The organism is Streptomyces sp. NPDC005775 (assembly GCF_042871565.1).
Classification (GTDB): Bacteria; Actinomycetota; Actinomycetes; order Streptomycetales; family Streptomycetaceae; genus Streptomyces.
This window is the reverse complement of record NZ_JBIAIU010000005.1, coordinates 320933-341930: the sequence shown is the minus strand read 5'-3', so window position 1 is coordinate 341930 and position 20998 is coordinate 320933. Positions and strand designations below refer to the sequence as shown.

Below are 20998 nucleotides of genomic sequence, written 5' to 3'. Positions count from 1 at the left end.
GCCCACGGACACATGGCTGCGCGCATACAAGTACACGAACCACCCGAACGGTGAGACCCGGATGGCCCCCGCGCCGGATTGACGGCCTGCGACTGCGGCAAAGACTGCCTGGGCCGACCTCGGTGCAGTGCGGACTCCGGCCCCTTGTCCGCAGAGCCCCGCACTCGGCCACCTACCGCTGAGGAGCCCTCCGTGCCCGTGCCCCGTTCGCGCGTCCCGCTGCGCCTTCCGTACGTCGTCTGCGCCGCCCTCCTGCTGCTGCTGGCCGGGTGCGGGGCGGGCCCCTTCGTCGGTACGGACGGGAGCGGCGCTTCCACGAAGGCCGTCGTCGCCACCGGCGTACCGGGACCGCCCGGGGCCGCCGGCGCGCCCGCGCAGCCCCGTACCGCCGTACCGCCCTCGCCGCCTCCCGCCCCGCCGCGGGAGATCCCCGGGCTGGGGCCGCAGACCCGGGCGCGGATTCCGGCCGGGGCCCGCCAGGCGTTCGTGGTCACCGGCGAGTCACCGGACTCCAACCGCTCCACGGCCGTGCTCTACACCCGCGACGACCCGGCCGTCGGATGGCGGGCCGCCCTGGCACCCTGGCCCGCCCACAACGCCCTGAACGGCTGGACGGCCGAGCACTACGAAGGCGATCTGCGCTCACCCGTCGGCGTGTTCACCCTGACAGCGGCGGGCGGCCGCCTCGATCCTCCGGCCACCGCCTTCCCGTACGACCTGAGCCCGGACTTCAGGGTGGAGGGCGAGGGCTTCCACGGGGAGCCGCTGGAGGGCTCGTTCGACTACGTGATCGCCATCGACTACAACCGTGTCCCCGGCACCTCGCCCCTGGACCACACGCGCCCCCTCGGCCAGGAGCGAGGCGGCGGCATCTGGATCCACGTCGACCACGGCGGCCCCACCCAGGGCTGCGTCTCGGTCACCGAGGACCGGATGAAGGAGCTGCTGGGCGTCCTCGACCCGGCGAAGGAGCCGGTCATCGTGATGGGGGACGCGGTGTCGCTGAGCGGCTGAAAGAGGACGGTCCGGCTCCCCGGCCCGGCGGGCTTCGAGCTGGACACCGAGCCGCTCAGGAACTGGGTCCGCTGGCAGACGGAGAAGGGCGGGACCGCCGGTGCGGTCCCGCCCTTCTCCGTACGCACGCGCACCGTCCTACGCGGGCTTCTCCTCCAGGCGCGGGAACAGCACCGCGCCCTTCGTCACCGTGGCGCCCGGCCGCAGCAGACCCCACGTGCCCGCGTCCTGCACCCGCTGGTCGGACAGCGCGCCCAGGGACTCCTCGGCGCCCAGCGACTCCCACAGCTTCTGCGAGGTGTCCGGCATGATGGCGTTCAGCAGGACCGCTACGCCGCGCAGCGCCTCGGAGGCCGTGTAGAGGATGGTCGCCAGGCGGGCCTTGCCCTCGGGCGACTCGTCCTTGGCGACCTTCCACGGCTCCTGCTCCGTGATGTAGCCGTTGACCTGCTTCACGAAGTCGAAGACCGCCAGGATGCCGCCCTGGAAGTCCAGCTCCTCACCGATCTTCCGGTCGGCCGTGGCGACGGCCTTGGCCAGGCCCTGCTGGACCGTCTGTTCGGCGTCACCCGCGGCCGCGGCCTCCGGGAGCGTGCCGCCGTAGTACTTGCCGACCATGGCGGCGAGGCGCGAGGCCAGGTTGCCGTAGTCGTTGGCGAGCTCGGAGGTGTAGCGGGCGGTGAAGTCCTCCCAGGAGAACGAACCGTCGCTGCCGTACGCGATGGCCCGCAGGAAGTACCAGCGGTACGCGTCCACGCCGAAGTGCGAGGTCAGGTCCTGCGGCTTGATGCCCGTCAGGTTCGACTTCGACATCTTCTCGCCGCCGACCATCAGCCAGCCGTTGGCGACGACCTTGCCGGGCAGCGGCAGGCCCTGCGCCATCAGCATCGCCGGCCAGATGACCGAGTGGAAGCGCAGGATGTCCTTGCCGATCAGGTGCACGTTCGCCGGGAACGTACCGTCGAACTTCTCCTGGTCGGCGCCGTAACCGACCGCCGTCGCGTAGTTGAGCAGGGCGTCGATCCACACGTAGATGACGTGCTTGTCGTCCCACGGGACCGGGACGCCCCAGTCGAAGGTCGAGCGGGAGATCGACAGGTCCTGAAGGCCCTGCTTGACGAAGTTCACGATCTCGTTGCGCGCGGACTCCGGCTGGATGAAGCCGGGGTTGGCCGCGTAGAACTCCAGCAGCTTCGGACCGTACTCGCTGAGCTTGAAGAAGTAGTTCTCCTCCTTGAGGATCTCCACCGGCTTCTTGTGGATCGGGCACAGCTTGACGCCGGCCTCGTCCTCGATGAGGTCGCCGGGGAGCTTGTACTCCTCGCAGCCCACGCAGTAAGGGCCCTCGTAGCCGCCCTTGTAGATCTCACCCTTGTCGTGCAGGTCCTGCACGAACTCCTGCACACGGTCGGTGTGCCGCTTCTCCGTCGTACGGATGAAGTCGTCGTTCGCGATGTTCAGGTGCTCCCAGAGGGGCTTCCACGCCTCCTCGACGAGCTTGTCGCACCACGCCTGGGGTGTGACGTCGTTCGCCTCGGCCGTGCGCATGATCTTCTGACCGTGCTCGTCCGTGCCGGTGAGGTACCACACCTTCTCGCCGCGCTGGCGGTGCCAGCGGGTGAGCACGTCGCCTGCGACGGTCGTGTAGGCGTGGCCCAGGTGAGGAGCGTCGTTGACGTAGTAAATGGGGGTCGACACGTAGAAACTCTTCACGTCGTCGCCCCCCTGCTTCTCTGATCCAGTGGCCGCCATGGTCGAAATCCTAACGGTCCGGGGGAGATCCACTCACACCGATAAAACCCGCGGCGACGCGGAGAGCTTTGCGAAACATCCCTTCCGGTAACAAAGACCCATCCTGGGAGGGAGTGGACACGCATGCACGAGGCAGGGGACATCACGATGCGGGTACTGGTCGCCGAGGACGAGGAGATCCTGGCGGAGCTCGTCGCCACCGGACTGCGGCGGGCGGGATTCGCCGTCGACACCGTCTACAGCGGTGATGCCGCCCAGGCCTATCTGGGCCTGCACGACTACGACGTCGTGGTCCTGGACCGGGACCTGCCCCGGGTGCACGGCGACGACGTGGCCCGCGGACTCGTCGCCTCCGGCTCCCGGACCAGGATCCTGATGCTGACGGCCGCCGGCTCCATGGAGGACCGGGTCGCCGGACTCGACCTGGGCGCCGACGACTATCTGGGCAAGCCGTTCGAGTTCCCCGAGCTCGTGTCCCGGGTCCGCGCCCTGCGGCGGCGCAGCGCCCGCCCCGTGCCCCCGCAACTGGTGCGGCACGGCATCAGGCTCGACACGGTGCGCCGCTCCGCGACCCGGGACGGCCGGGAACTGGACCTCTCGCCGAAGGAGTTCACCGTGCTCCAGCTGCTGCTGGAGGCGGACGGGGGGACGGTCAGCGCGGAGGAGCTCCTGGAGCGGGCCTGGGACGCCAACGCCGACCCCTTCACCGGCGCCGTCCGGGTCTGCATGAGCAAGCTGCGCGGGAAGCTCGGCGAGCCCGCCGTCATCCGCACCGTGCAGGGCGTGGGGTACGCCCTGTGAAGCGTCGGATCCGGGTGCCGCACGCCACGATCAGGACCCGGATCGCGCTCGTGTACGGCGGCGTGTTCCTGGTGCTCGGTACGGCGCTGCTCGCCACGGTCAACCTCGCCTCCCGGGCCGGTACCGACTCGCAGGCCCGCGCCATCGCCAGTACCGCCGCGGTCGTCCAGCCCGGATACGCGGTCAACGGCCCCCTCGTCACCCGGCGCAGCCTCGGCCCGCCGACCGTCTACGACCTCACCGACCACGTCAGCGACGCGGCCAGTGACCAGCTGCTCAACTGGTCCGCGGCCGCCCTGCTCGTGATGACGGCGTGCGCGGTCGGGGTCGGGTGGTGGACCGCAGGGCGGGTCCTGCGGCCCGTGCACGCGATGACCGCGAAGGCGCGCCTGCTCTCCGCGCGCACGCTGCACGAGCGGATCGCCTCCAGCGGGCCCGACGACGAGCTGAAGGAGCTCGGTGACACGCTCGACGCGCTGCTCGCCCGGCTGGAGAAGGCGTTCGACAGTCAGCGAAGGTTCATCGCCAACGCCTCGCACGAGCTGCGCACCCCGCTGGCCACGCAACGGGTGGCGATCCAGGTGGGTCTCGACGATCCGACACCGGACGACCTCGTACGGACCCGGCAGACGCTGCTGGACAACAACCGGCGCAGCGAACGGCTCATCGAGGGGCTGCTGGTGCTGGCGCGCAGCGAGCGGGGGCTCGAGAAGAGCGAGCGGGACCCCGTGGACCTGGCCCACGTGGTGGCGGAGGAGGCGGACCGCCACCCGGGGGTGGTGGTCGACGCGGAGCCTTGCGTGGCGTACGGGAACCGGCTGCTGCTCGCCCAGCTGGTGGCCAATCTGGTGACCAACGCGGTGACGTACAACGTGCCCGGCGGGAGCGTGGAGGTCTCCCTGGTGCCCGCGGGCACGGGGGCGCTGCTGGAGGTGCGCAACACCGGGCCGGTGGTGGAGGCGGCCGACATCCCCGGCCTGTTCGAGCCGTTCCGGCGGGGTGAGGGCAAGGACCGGATGGGCCCGGGCTCAGGACTCGGGCTTTCGATCGTACGTTCCATCGCCATGGCTCACGGGGGTACGGTCACGGCGGTGCCGGGCCCGGAGGGCGGGCTCGCCGTGACCGTACGCCTGCCGGTGGATCAGGCGTTGGCCGCGACCCAGGCGGGCAGCGCGGCGAGGGCCTCGCGGTAGAACGCGGCGTCCGCGACCTCGCGCGGGGCCGGGCCGGCGTGGAAGAAGCCGGCGTTGGGGGCGTCCAGCTTCCGCAGGAAGTCGAAGCCCTTCGCGTCCTCGTCGCCGAACGCCACGAACTGGAAGAACAGCGGCAGCCGTGCCGCCTCGGTCAGCGCCTGGCGGGCGGCCTGCTTGACGTCCGGCGGGCCGTCCGTCTGGAAGATCACCAGCGCGGGGCCGGTCGCACCGGACTTCTCGTAGTGCGCGACGACCTCCTCGACGGCGCGGTGGTAGTTCGTGCGGCCGAGCCGTCCGAGACCCGCGTTCAGCTCGTCGATCCGGCCCTCGTGACCGTCGAGGCCGACCGTGCCGGTGCCGTCGATGTCGGTCGAGAAGAACACCACCTGCACGGTGGCGTCCTCGTCGAGGTGCGCGGCGAGCGCGAGCGTGCGGTCGCCCAGGTGCTGGGCGCTGCCGTCCTTGTAGAACGGCCGCATGGAGCCGGAGCGGTCCAGGACCAGGTAGACGGTGGCGCGCAGGCCGGTGAGCCCGTGCGCCTTCAGCCCGGCCTGGGCGGCCTTGTACGGCCCCACGAGCTCGGGCGCGCGGGCCTTGACCTTGGCCAGGGTGAGCGCGGGCTTCCCGGCGGGGGCCGCGGGGGCGGGAGCCGCCTCGGCCACGGGCTCGGCCGCGGAGAGCGGTTCGGGCTCCGGGTCCATGTCGATGGTGATGGGCTCGGCGACGACCGGATCGGGCTCGGCGACGACGGGCTCGGGCTCGGCGACGGGGGCCTCGGCCGCGATCGGCTCGGGCTCGGCGACGGGGGCCTCGGCCGCGATCGGCTCGGGCTCGGTGACGGGGGCCTCGGCCGCGATCGGCTCGGGCTCGGTGACGGGGGCCTCGGCCGGCGCCTCGACGGGTTCCTGAACCACGGGCTCGACCGGCTCCACAGCCGCCACGGGCTCGACCGGCTCGATGGCTGCCACCGGTTCGGCGGCCGTCGTCGGCTCAGTGGTCTCCACCGGCTCGGCGGCCTTCGCCGGTTCCGCGGCCTTTGTCCGGGAACCCGATCCCTGCGACGGGACGGTGGCAGTGGTCGGGGCGGCGTTCTTGGGACCGCTCTTGGGGGCGGCCTTGGGGGCGGGCGCCGCCTTGTCGAAGGCCGCGGCCACCAGGTCCGCCGCCGCGCCGCCGTCGTCCTTGGCGGACCGGGACGCGGGGGCCGGGCCCGACTTCGAGGAGGCCGGGGCCGGCACCGACACCTTGACGGCCGAAGCGGGTTCGGCCGCCGGCTCGTCCACCGTCACCGACTCCGGCTCCGTGGCCAGGGTGCGCTCGCCCTGGGCCGGGACGGTGGCCGTCGTCGGCTCGTCCTGCTCCGTGCGGTCACGGCCGAACACCTTGCGCAGCAAGCTCCGAATGCCCATGGGCGAGGCCTTTCGCATGAGTTGGGTGCGATGAATGTCCGTACTGCGGGAATTGATCCCTGGCCAGGGCGGATACGTAAGGTTAGCGGCCGGATCAGGCCCTTCGGCGGTGCGGCCCGCCCGCAGGGCAACTGAGCCGTAACCGATCCCGTACCGAGTCCTGCGTCCGGGCTGTGCGGACCTCATGGACGTCGTCGGTAAGTCGGTCACACACACCCCCGACGTGGCCATTCGTGTGGCCGGCGTGAGCGGCCGGGGCGTCTGACAAGCAGTCAGGGGTGCCGTCTCGGTTATCCGCAGGTGTGACAAGAAGGGCTCTCATATGAGGATCCGATCCCGCCGAACGCGTCTCGTGGCCTGCGCGGTGGCGGCCGGGGCGATGCTTTCCGGCCTCGCGCCGACGGCGGGTGCGAGCGCCGCGCCGGCCTCCGCCGTCCCGGCCGTGGACGCCCCCGTACCGGGCCACCAAGGCATGCCGGACGACGGATTCGACGAGGAACCCGAGGGCGAGCAGCTCGATTTGGCCCCGGCCGCGTCGGCCGGTGTGAGCAGGGGCCTCGCGGCCGCCGCCCCGGTGCCGGGCCGCGCGGCCGACTTCGGGCAGGCCAAGGGTGTCTGCCGTATCCCGGGCCGCCGCATTACAGTCGGACCCATGGTTTCCGGTGAGGCGCCGCAGGCGGCAGGCAGCGTTCGGGTCGATGTCTGGATCTGGTCGGTCCGGCTCACGAAGACCCGTGCGCAGGCCGCCGCCGCCTGCCGCGCGGGTCATGTGAAGGTCGCCGGTGAGCGCGCCAAGCCGGCGCAGGCGTTGCGCGTCGGCGACGAGGTGCGGCTGCGGCACGACGGCCGGGACCGGGTCGTCACCGTGTCGAAGATCGTGAAGAAGCGGGTCGGGGCGCCGGTGGCCGCGGAGTGCTTCGTCGACAACAGCCCGCCCCCGCCGCCGCGCGAGGCCGCGATCCAGGTTCCGGTACGGGACCGGGGCGCGGGGCGGCCGACCAAGCGGGACCGGCGCGAGATGGACCGGCTGCGCGGTGCGGGGCCCGAGGCCGCGGAGTAGCGGGCGGACGCGGCCCCGGTGGCAGCGGCAAGCGCGACCGGGCCGGGCCGGTAGCGGTCAGCCGCGGTAGCCCTCGACCTCGTCGGCCGATCGGACCCGGGCCTGCGCCGGGTCCTCGCCGTACTCGCTCAGCGCCCGGCGCTGCCGCAGCAGATCCCAGCACTGGTCGAGCCGGACCTCCACCGTGCGCAGTCGTGCCCTCTCCTCGGCGGACAGGCCGGGATCCCCGCCGTTGCGGTCGCGCAGGGCGCGTTCCTCCGCGACGAGTTGGTCGATGTCGCCGATGATGTCGCGCTCCTGGTCGTCCATGGCGTCTTCCTCTCAGGCGTACCGGATGCGTCAGGCGTTACGAATGCGTCAGGAGTACCGGCCGCGTCAGACGTACCGGGTGCGGGGCGGTCGCTCAGCAGCGCCCGTGCTCCCTCAGCACGATGACGGTCTTGCCGCGTGCCCCGCCGATCCGGTTGCGTTCCAGGGCCTGCGGGGCTTTCTCCAGGGGGAGTTCGCTGTCGATGGGGACGCGCAGGACGCCGTCGGCCGCGCCCGCGGCCAGCACGTCCAGCAGGACCGGGCTGGGGTCGAGCCGGAAGTCGACGCCCCGCACTCCGTCGGGCAGCGGGGCGCCGGCCGCGACGCCGCGGGTGGAGAGTGCGAGGGCGCCCGGCCGGAGCGTCGCGGCGTGTGCGGCGAACTCCTCGGAAGTCGCGGAGGCCAGGTCGGCCAGCGCGTCGACGCCGTCCGGGCAGGCCGCCCGTACCGCGTCGGCCGCCGGCCCGTCCGTGACGTCGATCGTGACGACCGCGCCCAACGACCCCATCCTGGACCGCTCGTCACCGCGCACCGCCGCGATCACTCGTACGTCCCGGGCCTTGGCGAGCTGGGTCAGACAGCTGCCGACCCCGCCCGCGGCGCCGACGACCAGCAGGCTCTCGTGACCCCGCGGCGACACGGCGTCCAGGATCTGCGCGGCCGCCATCCCGGCGGAGGGCAGCGCGGCCGCGATCCGGGCGTCCAGCCCGCGCGGGACGAGGGTGATGGCGGAGTCCTGGGGTACGCAGACGTAGTCGCAGTACGTCCCCGCGCCGGCCGCCGGACCGCCGGTGCGGCCGAAGACGTGGTCGCCGACCCGGAAGCGGTTGTCGCCGCTGCCGATCATGTCCACCCGGCCCGCGTAGTCCACGCCGACGACCAGGGGGAAGGCCTGAGGGGCGGGGCCGTCCAGGCTGCCGTCCGCGAGCTGCCCGTCGCGGGGATTGAGCGAGGCATACTCGATCCTCACCCGGACCTGGCCCGGCCTCGGATCCGGTTTGGGGATCTCGACCAGGGCGGGCTCGGCCCGGAACGTGCTGACGGCGATGGCTCGCATACGCAAGACCTCCCATTAGCCCGGCAGTCACCCCCTCCACTCTTGCCCGGCCCGGGGGCGCCCGCACGTCGACGCGGGCGGGGGCCGGCGGCCTCAGCCGCTCCCGTCCCCTCGGACACCGGACGACGGTGGCGGCAGCACCCGCTGGGCCCAGATCCGCGCCGCCACCGCGCACACGGCCAGCGCGAGGCCCGTACCGAAGACGATCCACACCGTGGTGCGCAGCGACCCGGTCAGCGCGTCGTACACCGCCGCCGCCCCGTCGGTGTCGCTGCCGGGCACCTCGGCCAGGACGCGGTTGCGCGCCAGCGCGATCGCCCCGCGCAGCACCAGCGCGCCGAGCGCGAAACCGGCACCGGCGACGGCGGTGGCGGTGAGCGCGGCCAGGGCCGAACCGCGGCGGCCGGGTCCGCCGCGCACCCAGGCCAGGAGGATGGCGAGCAGGGCGAACACGAGGGTGCCGACGGCCGGCCACACACTGGCGGCCCGCAGCCACCGGAAGCTCTGGCGCATCTGGTCGGCGCGGTCGGCTGAGACGATCTGGATGTCGGTGTGCTGGACGGGGATCTGGTCGGCGAAGGGCACCCCGTTGTCCACCAGGTTCTGCTTCACCTTCTCCGTCACGGGGGCGAGGTCGATGGTGACGCTCTCGCCGGTGTCCCCGTCCAGCGCCGCGGTGACGGCCTCGTGGGCCGTGCGGTTGGCGGCGTTCCAGGCGTCCTGGAAGGCATCGGTGGTGGTGAAGGACTGCACGGCCTCGTGGAGGAAGTCGCGGACGGTGTCCTGGAGCGGGCCGACGTCGATCTGTTTCATCGCCCCGTCGGTGATCAGGTCGGCGATGGTGTTCCGCACATCGGTGTCGGTGGCGAGCGGCGCCACCGCGGCCACGTAACGGTCCGTGTCGTCGATCTCCAGATCGACCCAGGCGGACAGCGCGCTCAGCGGTACCAGGACGGCGAGCAGCACCAGGAATGCCACCGAGAGAGCCGCCGAGAAGTAGGTCCGCACCCCACCAGGGAACCGCGTATGACGACGCCGCGCCCCGGGCCGTGGGCCATCCGAGTTGCCGGGCGAGGCGGCCGGGTGTGCCCTTGAGGAAAGCGGGGGCGACGGAAGGAGCTTGTTGCCATGGCCGCACACGCTTCGGTGCAGGCACGCGGAACGCGCGTCCGTGCCCGGCACCACTCCATGATCAGCTGGGCCGTTCCCGTCACGCTCGGGGTGATCCTCGGCTGGTACGCGACGTCCATCGTCCGCGGCGGCGGTGTGCTCACCGGCACGCAGCTCGCGCTCGGACTGGTCTCCGGCGCCGTGCTCGCGGCGCTCTGCTTCGGTCTGGGCCGGGTGCAGAGTCAGGTGCCGGTCGGGCTGCGGGCGGTCGCGTACGGTGCGCTGTTCGGCGGTTCGATCGGCTTCCTCTACAGCCTCTCCGGCAAGAGCGTGCTGGCCGCGTCGGTCCTGGGCCTGCTGACCGGGGCGGGCATGCTGCTCGGCGCGTTCTACTTCTTCTACATGCGGGAGGACTGAGCCGCCGCGGTTTCGCCGGTACGGGCCCGCGCCTCATCGGCGCGGGCCCGTACGGCTGCCCGGAGCGGACGTCAGCCGCGGACCACGGTCACCGGGCACGCCGCGTGCTGGGTGACGTGCAGGCTGACCGAGCCGAGCAGGGTGGCCTTGAAGCCGCTGTACCCGCGCGCGCCGACGACCAGCAGGTTCGCGCCCTCGGCGCGGTCGAGCAGGGCCTGTGCCGGGTTGCCGATCACCACGACCTTGCTGACCGCGGCGGCGCCCGCGGCTCCGAGGGCCTCCTCCAGCGCCTCGGTGAGCGACACCGTGGCCACGGCCTGCGGATCGAAGTCCTCCGGCATGCCCGGCATCATGGACGCCCAGCTCGTCGCGGGGTACTCCCAGCTGTTGACGGCCTCCACCGTGTCACCGGTCAGCTCCGCCTGGCGTACGGCCCAGTGCAGTGCCTTGATCGACGACTCGGAGCCGTCAACGCCCACCACGATCCTGCCCATCTCTGCCTCCAGCTCGGTTCCGTTTGGTCACGCGGGTGCGTGGTGAGGGGACACCCGCACCACGCACGTTCCTGTGCAACTGTAGTCAAACCGGACGAAAGCACCGTCCTCGGGTCGGTCAGTCCAGCCGGAGGTCGGCCAGCTGCCGCTCGAAGGGGACCACCTCGTCGTCCAGTCCCAGGGTCTTGACGGCCCCGGAGACCGCCCGGCCGCCCGTGATCGCCTGCGCGAGCTCGCCGCCCGCGCGCCGGATCCGGGCCGGCAGGCCCTCGGTGTACTCGTCGCCCGAGGAGCCCCAGTCCTCCGAGGCCGCGTACACCGATGTCGGCAGCGTGACGGCCCGCAGGTAGGCGAAGAGCGGACGCATCGCGTGCTCCAGCACCAGCGAATGCCGGGCGGTGCCGCCGGTCGCCGCGACGACGACGGGCTTGCCGGTCAGTGCGGTGTTCTCGACGAGGTCGAAGAACGACTTGAACAGGCCGCTGTACGAGGCGGTGAAGACCGGGGTGACGGCGATCAGTCCGTCGGCCCCCGTCACCGCGCCGATGGCCTCCTCCAGCGTGGCCGACGGGAACCCCGACACCAGGTTGCCCGCGATGTCTACGGCCAGGTCGCGCAGTTCGATCACCCGGACCTCGACCGGACGGTCCTGCTCGGTCTCCAGCCGCTCCCGGGTGGCCGCGGCCAGCCGGTCGGCCAGCAGCCTCGTCGAGGAGGGGCTGCTCAGCCCGGCCGATACGGCGACGATCCTCAGCGGTTCGGTGGCGAACACGGTCAGCTCTCCTTCACGGCGGTGGCGGCCGCGGCGACGGCCGGGTGCAGCGGTGCGGTCTCGGGGACCCCGGCGGGCCGCAGGTTGGCGAACTCCTTGCGCAGCACCGGGACGACCTCCTCGCCGAGGATGTCGAGCTGCTCCAGGACCGTCTTCAGCGGGAGCCCCGCGTGGTCCATCAGGAACAGCTGGCGCTGGTAGTCACCGACGGCGTCCCGGAAGGACAGCGTCCGCTCGATGACCTCCTGCGGGGAGCCCACGGTCAGCGGGGTCTGCTGGGTGAAGTCCTCCATCGAAGGGCCGTGACCGTAGACCGGCGCGTTGTCGAAGTACGGGCGGAACTCCCGTACCGCGTCCTGCGAGTTCTTCCGCATGAAGACCTGGCCGCCGAGACCCACGATGGCCTGCTCGGCGGTGCCGTGGCCGTAGTGGGCGTAGCGCTGCCGGTAGAGGCTCACCATCTTCTTCGTGTGCTCGATGGGCCAGAAGATGTTGTTGTGGAAGAAGCCGTCGCCGTAGTACGCGGCCTGCTCGGCGATCTCCGGGGAGCGGATCGAGCCGTGCCAGACGAACGGCGGTACGCCGTCCAGCGGGCGCGGGGTCGCGGTGAAGGACTGCAGCGGTGTGCGGAACTTCCCCTCCCAGTCGACGACGTCCTCGCGCCACAGCTTGTGCAGCAGGGCGTAGTTCTCGATGGCGAGCGGGATGCCCTGGCGGATGTCCTTGCCGAACCAGGGGTAGACCGGTCCGGTGTTGCCGCGGCCCATCATCAGGTCGACGCGGCCGTCGGCGAGGTGCTGGAGGGTGGCGTAGTCCTCGGCGATCTTCACCGGGTCGTTGGTGGTGATCAGGGTCGTCGAGGTGGACAGGATGATGCGCTCGGTGCGGGCGGCGATGTAGCCGAGGGTGGTCGTCGGCGAGGACGGCACGAACGGGGGGTTGTGGTGCTCGCCGGTCGCGAACACGTCGAGCCCGACCTCCTCGGCCTTCCGCGCGATGGCGACGGTGGCCTTGATCCGCTCGTGCTCGCTCGGCGTCGTGCCGGTCGTCGGGTCGGTGGTGATGTCCCCGACGGTGAAGATCCCGAACTGCATGGCGCCCGCCTCCAGAAACCAGTGTGGTCGAACGATCATTTGGTTGAACGTTGAACTATGTGAACACACCCTACAACGGAGCACGCCGTCTCCCTATTCCGCCCCTGCTCCGGGGCGGACCGGGGCGTAAGCTCAGCCCATGACCTCCGTACCGTGCCGCAACTGGTGGCGCTCCTCCTAGGAGCGGCCACCTCTTCAGCGCGGGACCAGGGCCGTTCGTCACGGACGGCCCTTTTTCTCTGCCCTCTTCCGGTACGGGCTCCGAGCCCGGCGGGGGCCGTCCTCCACGCACACACCATCGCGAGGAGACCAGCCATGACCACGACCTACGCCGACACCACCGCCCCGCTCGACGAGCGCATCCACCGGAACCCCGCCGCCTTCCGCGTCCTGACCGGTGACCGGCCCACCGGGGCGCTGCACCTCGGGCACTACTTCGGCACGCTCCACAACCGGGTGCGGCTCCAGGACCTCGGGGTGGAGGTGTTCGTCCTCATCGCCGACTACCAGGTGCTCACCGACCGGGACGTGGCCGAGCGGCTCACCGCGACCATGGAGGGTCTGCTGCTGGACTACCTGGCCGCCGGCATCGACCCGGAGCGCTCGGTGATCTTCAACCACAGCGCCGTACCCGCGCTGAACCAGCTGATGCTGCCCTTCCTCAGCCTGGTCTCCGTCGCCGAGCTGAGCCGCAATCCCACGGTCAAGGACGAGATCGCGCACTCCCGGCAGGCGTCCGTCAGCGGTCTGATGTACACCTACCCGGTCCACCAGGCGGCCGACATCCTGTTCTGCAAGGGCGACGTCGTGCCGGTCGGCCGGGACCAGCTGCCGCACCTCGAAGTGACCAGGACCATCGCCCGGCGGTTCAACGAGCGCTACGGGCCGCTCTTCCCGGAACCCGAGGCGCTGCTCTCCGCCGCACCGCTGCTGCTCGGCACCGACGGCACCAAGATGAGCAAGAGCCGCGCCAACTCCCTCGCTCTGAGCGCCGACGAGGATGCCACGGCCCGGCTGATCAAGGGGGCGACGACGGACGCCGAGCGCCACATCACGTACGACCCCGAGGGCCGGCCCGCGGTGTCGGGGCTCGTGCTGCTCGCCGCACTCTGTCTCGACCGGGACCCGCACGTCGTGGCCGAGGAGATCGGCGGCGGGGGCGCTGCCGCGCTGAAGCGGACCGTGACCGACGCGGTCAACGCCCGCCTCGCGCCCCTGCGGGCCCGACGTGCCGAGTACGCGGGGGACATGGGTTTCGTGCGGTCCGTGCTGCGGGCCGGCAACGAACGCGCCAACGCCGTCGCCGACGCGACGCTCGCCGAGGTGCGGGAGGCGATGGGGGGTCTGGTCTAGCCTGTCCCCTCGTCAGCGTCGCGTCAACGACGTACGCCTGCGCAGCAGTTCCGCCAGGCCTCGGCGGGTCGCGGCGATCACCACCCGGTCGGTGGGCTGGAGTACGTAGCCGGGGTGCAGATTCCACACGAGGCCGCCGGCCGGGCCGGTGCCGGGGGTCTGCGGGGGCGGGGCGGGGGAGGCGAGGTCGGGCCTGCGGTCCGCGGGCGGGGCCACGTCCAGGGCGAGGACCCGCCAGGCCCCGGCCCGGAACGCCTGCTCCACCGTCCGGCCCTCCAGCTGCGGGTGCCCGGCCACCTCGACCGCGGCGAACAGCATCACCTTCCGTTCGACCGGCACCGCGCCCAGGATCTGCCGGCCCATCATGGCGACGGCGAACGACGGCGCCGCCAGGTGCGAGACCGACCGGGAGCGGGTCAGGGCCTGCGGGTGTGCGGTGCGCAGCGTGCGGTAGACGGCGGTGGCGAACTCGTCGTCGAACAGCCGCAGGGACACCCGCAGATCGGGCTTGACCGAGCGGGCGTACAGCGCGGCCTCCAGGTTCGTGGTGTCGATGCTGGTCAGGGCGAGCAGGGCGCGGGAGCGCCGGATCTTCGCGGCCTCCAGGACGCCCTCCTGGGTGACGTCCCCGAGGACCACGGGTACGTGCAGCCGGCGCGCCACCGGGATGCCGCGGGCGTCCGGGTCGTCCTCCACGCACACCACGGGGATGCCGAGTTCGCGCAGCTGGACCAGCACGCGGGTACCGATCTTGCCGAGGCCGAGCAGCACCACGTGTCCCGAGAGGCCGCGCGGCGGGCGGCGCAGGGAGGAGGCCGTGCGGAGCGACCCGAACGCCTCCAGCACCCCGGCCACCAGCAGCGGCAGCAGCATCAACCCGGCGACGCCGGAGAGGAGTTGGATGACCTGGCGGGCGGTCGGGTCACCGATCGCGGGGTCACCCATCGCGAACAGGTCGAGCAGCGTCAGATACGTGGCGTGCAGTGGGTCGTCCCCGGTGGTGAACGAGGACGCCACCGCCAGGCCCAGGACCGCCAGGCCGACGCCCAGAGCGGACCAGCGCAGCCGTCGCGAGAAGACCTGGCTCAGGGGCGCGCCCCTGCCCCCCATCCGGCGGCCCGCGGCGGTGGGGCCCGGCTGGCTGACGGCCTCCAGGACGATCGTTCCGCGCCCGGCCGCCGCGGCCACCTGCGCCTGGTCGGGCAGGAGCCGTGGGCCCTCGTCACCGCTGCTGTCGGAGCCTTCTGTGCCCGCCGGGTCGTGCGTGGTGGAGGAGAGCAGGGCCAGCGTGCACAGGCCGGGATCGGCGGCCTGGCCGTCCGGGGGCGGGGGGCGTTCCGCCGCGCGCAGGAGCAGCCCCTCCGCCTGGATGACCTTGCTGGACCCGGCGAGCGCGGTCGCCGCGAGGGCGGGGGCCGCGGTGTCGGCGTCGGACAGGACCGTGGTGGAGGCGTCCAGCGCGGTCGGGTCGAGTCCCGGCGAGGCGACGGCGGCCGCCTGGTCGAGCAGCGTCTCCAGGTGCTGGCCGAGCTTGCGGTTGTAGAGCCGGATCACCAGCCGGACACGGGGGTTGAGCCGGCGGGCGGTCAGCGCGGCCCGGATGTTGCGCTCGTCGTCGTCGTAGACCAGCGCCAGGGCGGCGGCCGCGTCGACGCCGGCCTCCTCGAAGGCCTCGTCGGAGGGCTCCGCGGCCTGGAGGATGCGGACCGCCTCCACCCCGGCGTTCGTGTCGCCGTCCCCGCTCCCGCCGCCGTTCCCCCCGTTGCGGTTCATCGCCGACGACATGCGGCCGAACAGGGCCGCCGCCCGGCCGCGTCCGGTCAGCGGCAGCTCCGGTCCGGCCGCGCCGGGCGCCGGTGGCAGGACCAGGGTGACCCGCTCCCCGTAGACGTACCGCAGCTCGACGGCGAGCCGCTGGGCGAGCGCGTCGTCGCCGCAGACGACCATGTGTCCGGTGAACGGCGAGCGTTGGGGCTGCTGGGGAAGAGGAGGCACGTGTCCCAGCATGCCTTGCTCCGTTCTCGTGATCGGTACGGTCAGCGGTCCTCGTGTGTCCCGGCCGGTGGGCGGGCGAGCAGCCTGCGGGGGTCGGCGGCCCGGCTGATCGCCGTTTCGACGGCGGCGATCCGGTCGGCGAGCAGCCCGAGTGCGGCCACCGCGCGGGTCAGCGGGTCGCCGTCGGGGCCGCCGAGCGCCTGGGTGCGTACGTACGAGGCGGTGACGGCGGACCAGCGCGCGGCCTGCTCGGCGGTGAGCGTTCCGCGCAGGGCGGCGAGTTTCAGCAGGGCCGCCTCGGCGCCCGTCGTGAGCGTCTGGGCCTCGCCCGTGTAGTGGTCGGTGATGACGGCGGACAGCTCGGCGTCGTTCATCACGGGCACGACGCGTTCCGCGATGCGGTTCATGTTGCGGTACGAGCCCTGCAGTCGGAACGGCGGTTCGGTGCGCGTCGTGTCCGTCTGCGCGGCCGAGGCGATGTAGGCGGCGTTGACCGCGAGGACGGTGTCGCGGGCGTGCAGCAGATGGCGCAGCACGGCGGTGATCCGGTCCACTTCGTCGGGTGCGTAGGGGTACTGGAGCCGGTCCGCGCGGGCGGTGGTGTCCGTGCCGGAGGCGAGCCGCAGCAGCAGCGCGAGGTCCTCGCGGGACCGGCCGGCGAGCGGCGCCAGCACCGGGTTGGCGGTGAGCGCGTTCTCGATGAAGCTCAGCGCGAAGACGTCCTCGCGCCCGCTCAGCACCTCGCCCAGGTTCCAGACGTCGGCCCGGTTGGCGAGCATGTCGGGGATGCGGAACCGCTCCCCGGACTCGGTGTAGGGATTGCCCGTCATGCACACCGCGAACCGCTTGCCCCGCAGGTCGTAGCTGCGCGGCTCGCCGTCCCGTACGCCCTCGATCCTGCGGGTGGCGTCGCAGAGCGGGATGAACTTCTGGAGCAGCTCCGGTGAGGTGTGCTGGATGTCGTCGATGTGGAGCAGGGTGTTGTTGCCCGCCTCCAGCGCGAAGTTGATCTTCTCGATCTCCTGGCGCGCGGTCGCGCTGCGGGCCTGTGCGGGGTCCAGGGAGGTCACGTCATGGCCGAGGCTCGGGCCGCTGACCTTGACGAGGACCAGGCCGAGCCGGTCGGCGACGTACTCCATGAGTGTCGTCTTGCCGTAGCCGGGCGGCGATACGAGCAGCAGCAGGCCCTGGGAGTCGGTGCGGCGGTCGGCGTCGGCGGTGCCGATCTGCTTGGCGAGGCTGTCGCCGATCAGCGGCAGGTACACCTCGTCGAGCAGCCGGTTGCGGAGATACGCCGACATGACCCGGGGCCGGTGGTCGTCCAGCCGCAGCCGGGCGCGTTCGGCTGCTACCAGGGCGGTGCGCCGGCGCTGGTAGGCGCGGAAGGCGGGGACGGTGGTGGTACGGAACTCGGCTGTGCGGGAGAGGAGTTCGTCGATGCGGACGGGCAGTCGGCCCCGCTCGATGCGCGGGTGGACGCCCAGGAGGCCCTCCACCGTCGCGGTGAGCGGGGCGTCGCCCTCGTAGCGGGCGAGGACCGGCTCGGGGCAGAGTTCGACGGCGACGGCCTCCGCGAGGTCGCCCGCGTCCAGGTCCGTCCCGCTCGCCCGGGCGTACGAGGTGAGCCAGCCCTCGACGAGCTGGCGGCGGGCCGACAGGTCGTCCCCGAGGGCGGCGAGGTCGTCGTCGTACGCACAAGTGCCGGTGGTAAGCCGGAACTTGTCCAGGAACGTGCGTACGGGCGCGCTCGTGACGAAGCCCTCCGGGCTGCTCGTCAGCTCCTCGAAGAGGTACGCGGCGACGGCCCGGGAGTCGTCGGCGGCGATGACGGCTGCCCACTCCTCCTGGAGCGCGTCGACGGCCGGGGTGAGGCCGAAGGTCTCGCGGGCGCGCGCCAGGGATCGGGCCCGGCGCGTCCAGGACGTGCGGCGGGCCCCGTCCGTCCCGCACGCCCAGAACAGCTGGGCGGCGGCCCGTACCGCGGGCAGGCAGCGCAGCAGTCCCGCGGACGTGTGCAGCCGCAACAGGGTGGTGAGGATCGCCGTGGCGTCCTCGTCGTGCACGCCGCGCTGATACCCCTCGTCGTAGGCGGCGGCGGCCGACTCCCTTACGAGCGTGGCGAGGTCGTCCACCGCCAGGGAGGTCAGATGGTCCGCGCCGTGCTCGTCGAGGAGGCGGGCCGCGAGGTGCTCGCCCCGGTAGACGGACGGGGACTCGGAGGGCAGCAGCTGGTCCCCGTGGGGGCGGGTGGCGGCGAAGTCCGGGTCGGTGACCGGCGCCCGGTAGTCGGTGCCGGTGACGGCGAACGCGAGCCCGTCGCCCTGCGGTACCAGCGTCAGCTCGAACGGCTGGGTGTTCACCGCGAACCGGTGCCGGCCCAGCCGGATCGTCGCCCCGCCGTCCGCGTACAGCTCGCTGCGGTCGCGCAGGGCCCGGCCCGCCTCCTGGCGGGCGGCCAGCAACTGCCCGCCGAGTTCCTCGGCCCTGACCGTGTCGCCGAGCTCCCGCAGCTCGTCGGCGGTGCGGCGGACCTTGGCGACCATCGGGTCGGAGGCGAAGTAGGTGTGGACGGCGTCCGTGTCGGGCAGCGTGGAGCTGCGGCGCGCGACGGTCTCCAGTACCCGGGCGGCGGAGGCCGCGAGGCGCTCGGTGCGGCCGGCGAGGCCGTCCTGGAGCGTCTGCCTGCGGGCCGAGAACGCCTCGTACACCTCCGTCCGCCGCTCGCCCAGCCCGGCCAGGAAGTCGTCGAACTCGGCGAACCGCGCCTCGAGGTTCTCCAGCTGGAGCAGCAGCCGCGCGAGCTGGTCGTCACAGGCGTCCGGGGTGTCAGCGGCGGCCAGCGCGGCCGTGACGGCTTGTCCCAGCAGCGCGAACTCGGCGGCGAACTCGGCCCGGCCCTCCTGGTCGACGAGGGCGCGCCGGCGGGCGTCGAGTGTGGCGCGGGCGCGGTTCACCCCGCCGAGGACCTCCGCGATCCGTTCCAGGATCGAGGTGCGGACCACACCGTCACCGATGTCCAGCCCGGCCACGACGTCCGTGACCGTGCTCAGCCCGTCCGTCATCCCCGCCAGCCGTTCACCGAGCGCGGTGGCATCGGTGACGGTGGCGAGGGCGGTGGCCTGCTCGGTGAGCCGGGCCACCTCCTCGTGGTAGCCGGCGAAGGCGCCGTCCCCCGACAGGAAGGCGACCGCGCGACGGCCCGCCGCGGTGAGGTCGTCGGCGGTGGCGGCGGCGAGTTCCGTGATCCGCGCGGTGTCCGCGTACCGCATCTCCTCCAGCGTCGCCAAGTGGCCGTGCGCGGCACGCAGTTCGGTCAGGCGGTCGACCCAGTCGGCTGCCGACCGGGGCGCCTCGCCGCGGACTTGCCGGACGAGTGCGGTGATCCGGTCCGCAGCCTCGGTGAGGGCGTCCGCGGCCCGCCGGGTCTGCTCCTGCACGGCGTCGAACTCGGCGAGCACCTGCTGTGCGGTGTCGCGCAGGGCGGCCAGCGGAGCGCCGAGATCGTCGAGCTCCTCCTCGGCCAGCCAGTGGTACCGGTCCATCGCGCGGGAGCAGTCGGCCACCAGTTGCGCGTAGAAGGCGGCCGTCGGGGTGGTCGTGTCGGCGCTGTGCGCGAGCGCCAGACAGTCGGAGATGCCGCGCACGAGGTCGGCGTTGCCGACCCGGGCGAGCGGGCCCGTCCCGGCGGGGCGGGAGGCGGCATAGGTGTCGGAGACGTACGGGGTCTGCCAGCGCTGCACCGCGTGGACCCGGGTGGGGCCGCCGGCCCGGCCCTCCACCGGATCCCGCAGGAGCACGAGCGTGCCGGCGTCGAGCAGCGCGTGGCCCCGGCCCTGGAGCGGGGTGGCGACCTCCTGCCGGATCACGTTGTACGGGAGCAGCAGGCTGCGGCCGTCCGTCCGCGAACGGAACGCGTACAGGACGTCCTCGCCGTTGGGGGAGCGGACGGCGCCCTCGAAGACCGGGTCGGTGAGCGGCTCGGCGATGTCGAAGGTCTTGGCGGTGCCGGCGGTCAGGTAGTAGCCGCCGGGGAAGATGATCCCCTGCTCCTCGGGGAGCCGGTGGCAGGAGGGACCGATCCCGTCCAGCCGCCGCACGGTGCCCAGGAGCCGGTTGAAGACGAGATGGCGCCAGGTCTCCTCCTTGTACGGCCGGACGCGGAGCAGCACGAGCGGGCCGGACTGCGCGTACTCGACCTCGGCGTCGGCGAGCGACTGGAGGGGTTCGGTGACCGGCTCGCGGTAGATCCCGTCGGGGGTCTCGGTGTCGTCGGCGGTCTTGAGCGTGAGGTGTCCGCCGAGCGTGGAGACGAAGAGCGGGGCGTCCCGCTCGCCGCTCGCACCGATGGCGATGTGCGGGTGCCGGCCGGCGATGTGCGCCTCGCGGCCCGCGACGGTCCAGGTGAAGTCGTGCGAGGGCGGGAACACGTGGTCGCGCTCCCCGCGGGCGTCGAGGAACGCGCCGGGTGAGCCGTCGGCGTTCAGCGCCCAGCGCAGGACGCGGATGTCCTCGGCGCTCTCGCCGGTACGGAACACGGCGAGGAGCCGTCCGTCGGTCCGGCGCAGCCGCAGGAGGCGGGCGTCGCGGTAGTAGCGGTGGAGGCCGTGGAACTCGCGCACGAAGGTTTCGTCGGTGAGGAGGGGGCCGTCGGGCGCCGGGTCCAACTCCGCCTCGTACAGCGCGAGTACGTCGTCGACGGCCGGCTCGTCGGTCCGGCCGGGGCCGCGCTCGAAGCCGAACAGGAGCTGTCCGCCTACAGCGACGAGATCGCGGGGGGTGGACGGCCGCGCCGTCCGGACCTGCTCGCTGCCGAGGAGCCGCAGTCCGGTGGAGCCGAACGCCTCGGTCCGGCGGGCGTTGAGGGCTTCGGCGCGGTGGGTGAGCTCGGCGGCCTGGGTCCGGAGCCGCCGCCGCAGCACGTCGTAGGCCCCGTCCCGGGGGCCGTCCGGGGGCGGTGGGGTGGCGGTGTCCATGCGGCTCCTTACGGGGCGGGGCGGATGTGCGGCCGGCGGCCGGCGGGGTCCTCAGGCGCCGGACGGGCTTGGTGCGGCCGTCGTTGTCGTGGCTCCGCGGCGGGCGGTCCCCCCAGCCCGTCCGGCGATTGCGGCCGGACGTTGCTCCGGGGGCGTCGACCGGGCTGGGGCGGTCACCCCCCCCAGCCCGTCCGG

16 protein-coding genes are annotated in these 20998 nt (G+C 72.8%); 6 read left to right on the top strand and 10 right to left on the bottom strand.

Going from position 1 to position 20998, the window contains the following annotated elements; all coding sequences use genetic code 11:
* Positions 1-192: 192 nt before the first annotated feature.
* Complete coding sequence (locus ACFYPA_RS15040) at positions 193-1014, top strand: L,D-transpeptidase family protein (RefSeq protein ID WP_359312774.1); 822 nt, start codon at positions 193-195, stop codon at positions 1012-1014.
* Between the two features lie 138 nt (positions 1015-1152).
* On the opposite strand, the gene metG is transcribed toward ACFYPA_RS15040, so the two are convergent.
* Positions 1153-2766, bottom strand: coding sequence for a methionine--tRNA ligase (gene metG / locus ACFYPA_RS15035; protein ID WP_359081023.1), 1614 nt, complete (start codon positions 2764-2766; stop codon positions 1153-1155).
* Positions 2767-2913: 147 nt separating this feature from the next.
* Here metG and ACFYPA_RS15030 point away from each other — a divergent pair, with 147 nt between their 5' ends.
* Positions 2914-3567 (top strand): response regulator transcription factor, encoded by a 654-nt coding sequence (locus tag ACFYPA_RS15030; RefSeq protein ID WP_359081108.1) that lies wholly within the window; start codon positions 2914-2916, stop codon positions 3565-3567.
* Positions 3564-4760, top strand: coding sequence for a sensor histidine kinase (locus ACFYPA_RS15025; protein ID WP_389132047.1), 1197 nt, complete (start codon positions 3564-3566; stop codon positions 4758-4760). The genes ACFYPA_RS15030 and ACFYPA_RS15025 overlap by 4 nt, the downstream gene beginning before the upstream one ends.
* Here ACFYPA_RS15025 and ACFYPA_RS15020 read toward each other — a convergent pair.
* Entirely contained in the window at positions 4709-6169 is a 1461-nt protein-coding gene (locus ACFYPA_RS15020) for a VWA domain-containing protein (protein ID WP_389132045.1), read from the bottom strand. The two genes, ACFYPA_RS15025 and ACFYPA_RS15020, sit on opposite strands and share 52 nt — an antisense overlap.
* A gap of 652 nt (positions 6170-6821) precedes the next feature.
* On the opposite strand from ACFYPA_RS15020, the gene ACFYPA_RS15015 reads away from it, so the two are divergent.
* Complete coding sequence (locus tag ACFYPA_RS15015) at positions 6822-7229, top strand: S4 domain-containing protein (RefSeq protein ID WP_359081106.1); 408 nt, start codon at positions 6822-6824, stop codon at positions 7227-7229.
* A gap of 57 nt (positions 7230-7286) precedes the next feature.
* Here ACFYPA_RS15015 and ACFYPA_RS15010 read toward each other — a convergent pair whose 3' ends face one another.
* The 3 genes from ACFYPA_RS15010 to ACFYPA_RS15000 all read right to left on the bottom strand — a co-directional run bounded on the left by ACFYPA_RS15010 (position 7287) and on the right by ACFYPA_RS15000 (position 9603).
* Entirely contained in the window at positions 7287-7538 is a 252-nt protein-coding gene (locus ACFYPA_RS15010) for a DUF2630 family protein (RefSeq protein WP_359081017.1), read from the bottom strand.
* Positions 7539-7632: 94 nt separating this feature from the next.
* Positions 7633-8595, bottom strand: a complete 963-nt coding sequence (locus ACFYPA_RS15005) for an NADP-dependent oxidoreductase (protein ID WP_359312766.1) — start codon at positions 8593-8595, stop codon at positions 7633-7635.
* A 93-nt stretch (positions 8596-8688) separates the two neighbouring features.
* Entirely contained in the window at positions 8689-9603 is a 915-nt protein-coding gene (locus ACFYPA_RS15000) for a hypothetical protein (protein WP_359081014.1), read from the bottom strand.
* A gap of 120 nt (positions 9604-9723) precedes the next feature.
* Between ACFYPA_RS15000 and ACFYPA_RS14995 the strand changes: the two genes are divergently transcribed.
* A complete protein-coding gene (locus ACFYPA_RS14995) occupies positions 9724-10122 on the top strand; it encodes a hypothetical protein (protein ID WP_359081012.1) in 399 nt (132 codons plus the stop codon).
* Between the two features lie 71 nt (positions 10123-10193).
* Here ACFYPA_RS14995 and ACFYPA_RS14990 read toward each other — a convergent pair whose 3' ends face one another.
* From ACFYPA_RS14990 to ACFYPA_RS14980, 3 genes are all read right to left on the bottom strand, one after another.
* Positions 10194-10616, bottom strand: coding sequence for a universal stress protein (locus ACFYPA_RS14990; protein ID WP_359081010.1), 423 nt, complete (start codon positions 10614-10616; stop codon positions 10194-10196).
* A gap of 118 nt (positions 10617-10734) precedes the next feature.
* Entirely contained in the window at positions 10735-11388 is a 654-nt protein-coding gene (locus ACFYPA_RS14985) for an FMN reductase (protein ID WP_359081008.1), read from the bottom strand.
* 2 nt (positions 11389-11390) lie between these two features.
* Positions 11391-12482, bottom strand: a complete 1092-nt coding sequence (locus tag ACFYPA_RS14980; RefSeq protein WP_359081104.1) for an LLM class flavin-dependent oxidoreductase — start codon at positions 12480-12482, stop codon at positions 11391-11393.
* A gap of 315 nt (positions 12483-12797) precedes the next feature.
* Here ACFYPA_RS14980 and trpS point away from each other — a divergent pair, with 315 nt between their 5' ends.
* A complete protein-coding gene (gene trpS / locus ACFYPA_RS14975) occupies positions 12798-13835 on the top strand; it encodes a tryptophan--tRNA ligase (RefSeq protein ID WP_359351209.1) in 1038 nt (345 codons plus the stop codon).
* A 12-nt stretch (positions 13836-13847) separates the two neighbouring features.
* On the opposite strand, the gene ACFYPA_RS14970 is transcribed toward trpS, so the two are convergent.
* Positions 13848-15842, bottom strand: a complete 1995-nt coding sequence (locus ACFYPA_RS14970) for an NAD-binding protein (RefSeq protein WP_359351212.1) — start codon at positions 15840-15842, stop codon at positions 13848-13850.
* Between the two features lie 29 nt (positions 15843-15871).
* On the bottom strand, positions 15872-20803 hold the full coding sequence (locus ACFYPA_RS14965) for a DNA repair ATPase (protein WP_359351214.1): 4932 nt from the start codon (positions 20801-20803) through the stop codon (positions 15872-15874).
* Positions 20804-20998 lie beyond the last annotated feature (195 nt).

Coding starts and splice junctions, on each gene's coding strand:
- ACFYPA_RS14965 (WP_359351214.1), bottom strand. CDS start 20,803: ATGGACACCGCCACCCCACCGCCCCCGGACGGCCCCCGGGACGGGGCC.
- ACFYPA_RS14970 (WP_359351212.1), bottom strand. CDS start 15,842: ATGCTGGGACACGTGCCTCCTCTTCCCCAGCAGCCCCAACGCTCGCCG.
- ACFYPA_RS15020 (WP_389132045.1), bottom strand. CDS start 6,169: ATGGGCATTCGGAGCTTGCTGCGCAAGGTGTTCGGCCGTGACCGCACG.
- ACFYPA_RS14995 (WP_359081012.1), top strand. CDS start 9,724: ATGGCCGCACACGCTTCGGTGCAGGCACGCGGAACGCGCGTCCGTGCC.
- trpS (WP_359351209.1), top strand. CDS start 12,798: ATGACCACGACCTACGCCGACACCACCGCCCCGCTCGACGAGCGCATC.
- ACFYPA_RS15010 (WP_359081017.1), bottom strand. CDS start 7,538: ATGGACGACCAGGAGCGCGACATCATCGGCGACATCGACCAACTCGTC.
- ACFYPA_RS15030 (WP_359081108.1), top strand. CDS start 2,914: ATGCGGGTACTGGTCGCCGAGGACGAGGAGATCCTGGCGGAGCTCGTC.
- ACFYPA_RS15015 (WP_359081106.1), top strand. CDS start 6,822: ATGGTTTCCGGTGAGGCGCCGCAGGCGGCAGGCAGCGTTCGGGTCGAT.
- ACFYPA_RS14990 (WP_359081010.1), bottom strand. CDS start 10,616: ATGGGCAGGATCGTGGTGGGCGTTGACGGCTCCGAGTCGTCGATCAAG.
- ACFYPA_RS14980 (WP_359081104.1), bottom strand. CDS start 12,482: ATGCAGTTCGGGATCTTCACCGTCGGGGACATCACCACCGACCCGACG.
- metG (WP_359081023.1), bottom strand. CDS start 2,766: ATGGCGGCCACTGGATCAGAGAAGCAGGGGGGCGACGACGTGAAGAGT.
- ACFYPA_RS15005 (WP_359312766.1), bottom strand. CDS start 8,595: ATGCGAGCCATCGCCGTCAGCACGTTCCGGGCCGAGCCCGCCCTGGTC.